Raw genomic sequence first — 2,731 nt, 5'->3', positions numbered from 1 at the left:
CCCGTCGCTGGGCGTGCTGGTCGCCAGTTCCGATCCGCTGGATCAGTACATCATCCGCAACCCGGAGTTCTTCTTGGGGCAGTCCCCGGAGCAGGCGCGCATCGCGCCGGACCAGCTCCTGATCCTGCTGGATCATGTGCGTTGTGCCGCCTTCGAGCTTCCGTTCCGCAAGGGCGAGACCTTCGGCGGCGAGGATCTAGAGTCGTTGTTGGCGTATCTGGAGGAGCAGGGCGTGCTGCACCGCGAGTCCGACACCTGGCACTGGACCGAGGACAGCTATCCCGCCCAGAGCGTCAGCCTGCGTTCCGTCGCCGAGGGCAACTTCGTGGTGGTGGATACGACCGAAGGCCAGCAGCAGATCATCGCCGAGGTGGACTTCTCCAGTGCGGCCGAGACGCTGTACGAGGGCGCGATCTACCTGGTGCAGGCCGTGCCCTATCAGGTCGAACGCCTCGACTGGACCGGGCGCAAGGCGTTCGTCACGCGCACCCGCGCCGACTACTACACCGACGCCATCGACTACACGCGTCTCAAGATCCTCGACGACTTCGAGCGCAGCCCGGCCGGGCAGGGCGAGGCGGCCCGTGGCGAGGTCCACATCGTCCGGCGCATCCCGGGCTACAAGAAGATCCGCTACTACACCCACGAGAACATCGGTTACGGCAACATCCATCTGCCGGACCAGGAGATGCATACCACCGCCGTCTGGTGGCAGATGGCCCCGGAGGCGCTGGAACAGCGCTTTGCCTCCCGCCACGAGGCCCTGGACGGGTTTCTCGGTGCCGCCTACGCCATGCACCACGTGGCGGCACTGGTGGTGATGTCCGAGCCGCAGGATCTGGGCCGGGCGGTCGGCGATGGCGATGCGCGCTGGTTTGCGACCGTGGGATCGAACGGCCGCGGCCAACTGCGCACCCTCGATGGGGGCGAGTGCGATCCGGAGCAGGAAGGCCGGTTCCGTCCGGCCGTGTTCCTGTACGACCACTATCCCGGCGGTGTCGGCCTGTCGGCACCGCTGTTCGACAGCCGCGACCGGGTCATCCGCGATGCACTGAGCCTGATCCGGCAGTGCGACTGCGCCCACGGCTGTCCGGGTTGCATCGGTCCGATCCTGGCGAGCGACGAGGTACGCGGGTTTTCGCCGAAACAGGCCGCAATCACGGTCCTCGAAGGCCTGGAATCCCATGGGGCTGCATGATCGACTGAACACCCTGCGCCGCCAAGCGGGCAGTGAACCGCCGGCGCCCGGCCGAACTTCAGCCGAGCCCCACGCCCCGGCGTCCGAACCGGCATCCGGCAACGTGCTGGACGAGATCCGGGCGCGACTGGAGCGGATGGGCGTCGCGGGAACGGGGCGTACCCGCGCAACCCCGCCACCCTCCAGTGCCGTCGTTCGACCCGATGAACTGGCGAAGCGCCTGAACGGCGAGCTCATCGACGAGCATCTGGTCCGGGTCGATCGCATCATCGCGGCGAGCCACGCCCATGGACGCCACACGCTCGAACTCGCCCGCGAACCGGCGCGCCCTTTCTGGTCATCCGACCAGCGGGTGGGTTTCATCGACACCGAGACCACGGGTCTCGCCGGCGGTGCCGGCACCGTCGCCTTCATGGTGGGATTGGCGACGCTCGAGGGTGGCCAGGTCCGCCTGCGCCAGTGGTTGATGACCGCGTTCGCGGGGGAGGGGGCGCTGCTGGCCGCCGTGGACGCGGCCCTTTGCGATTGCGACCACCTGGTCAGCTACAACGGCAAGACCTTCGATCTGCCGTTATTGCGGGATCGGCGCCGCATGCAGCGCCGACCCGATGCCCCCGAGACCGCGCACACCGATTTCCTTCACCCGGTGCGTAGCCTGTACGGGCACGCCTGGCCGGACTGTCGCCTGCGCACCGTCGAGGAACGCCTGCTTGGCCTCGACCGGCAGGACGACTTGCCGGGGTCCGAGGCCCCGTGGGCCTGGAAGGCCTATCTCAGCTTCGGGCGCAGTGAGGATCTCGAGCGCGTGGTCCAGCACAACACCGATGACATCCTCTCCCTCACGCTGCTGGGACCGGCGCTGGCCAGCGTCCTGGCGCAACCCGACGTCCATGAGGCGTCGGTCGAGGGCGCAGCACGCCTGATGGAGCGCCTCGATGGCCCCGCGGCGGCTCGTCGGCTGCTGGAAGGCCACCAAAAGAGCCTGTCGGCGCCGGGCCTGCTGTGGCTCGCTCGCGAATGGCGGCGAGAGGGGCGATACGACCAGGCGGTGCCTGTTTGGGAAGCGCTGGCCGAGCGGGGCGTTCAGGAGGCACTGGAGGCGCTGGCCAAGTACCACGAACACCAGCGCCGGGACTGGGAGCGGGCGCTCCGGTACGCTGAGCAACTGGAACCTGGACCTCGCGCCGATGGGCGTCTAGAAAGACTTCGAATGCGACATGAGGCGGCTACCCGGTAAGGCGAAACCGAATGTGCGGACGATTTGCGCGCTACAGCGCGACCAGCGAGCTGGCCATGCGGTACTTCCAGGTGCCGGTGGACGCGGGATTTGATGCCCCTCGGTACAACGTTGCCCCGGGCACCGATATCGAGGCGTTCCGGGCGGGTGGGGACGCTCCGGCCGCGTTTCAGCCGATGCACTGGGGGTTCCGGCCGAAACGGGTAACGGATGGGCCGCAGCCCATCAACGCCCGCGCCGAGAAGGTAGCGAGCAGTCCGTATTTCCGCAGTGCCTTCGCGCATCGGCGCTGCCTC

General features: G+C 68.1%; 3 protein-coding genes. All 3 read left to right on the top strand.

Annotation, left to right across the window (positions count from 1 at the left end; translation table 11 throughout):
- On the top strand, window positions 1–1,198 hold a 1,198-nt coding region (locus tag ACESLR_RS11960; protein ID WP_373067738.1), incomplete at its 5' end, for a Zn-binding domain-containing protein.
- Window positions 1,185–2,435 carry a ribonuclease H-like domain-containing protein gene (locus ACESLR_RS11955; RefSeq protein WP_373025778.1) on the top strand — a complete coding sequence of 417 codons (1,251 nt, stop codon included), beginning with the start codon at window positions 1,185–1,187 and terminating at the stop codon, window positions 2,433–2,435. The genes ACESLR_RS11960 and ACESLR_RS11955, both read left to right, overlap by 14 nt.
- Window positions 2,436–2,446: 11 nt before the next feature.
- A partial coding sequence (locus tag ACESLR_RS11950; RefSeq protein WP_373067731.1) for an SOS response-associated peptidase family protein occupies window positions 2,447–2,731 on the top strand: 285 nt, incomplete at its 3' end.

This window comes from Thioalkalivibrio sp., assembly GCF_041685615.1.
In the GTDB taxonomy this organism is placed as follows: domain Bacteria; phylum Pseudomonadota; class Gammaproteobacteria; order Ectothiorhodospirales; family Ectothiorhodospiraceae; genus Thioalkalivibrio.
Note: the sequence above shows the minus strand (reverse complement) of the source record. Positions and strands in the feature narration are given on the sequence as shown.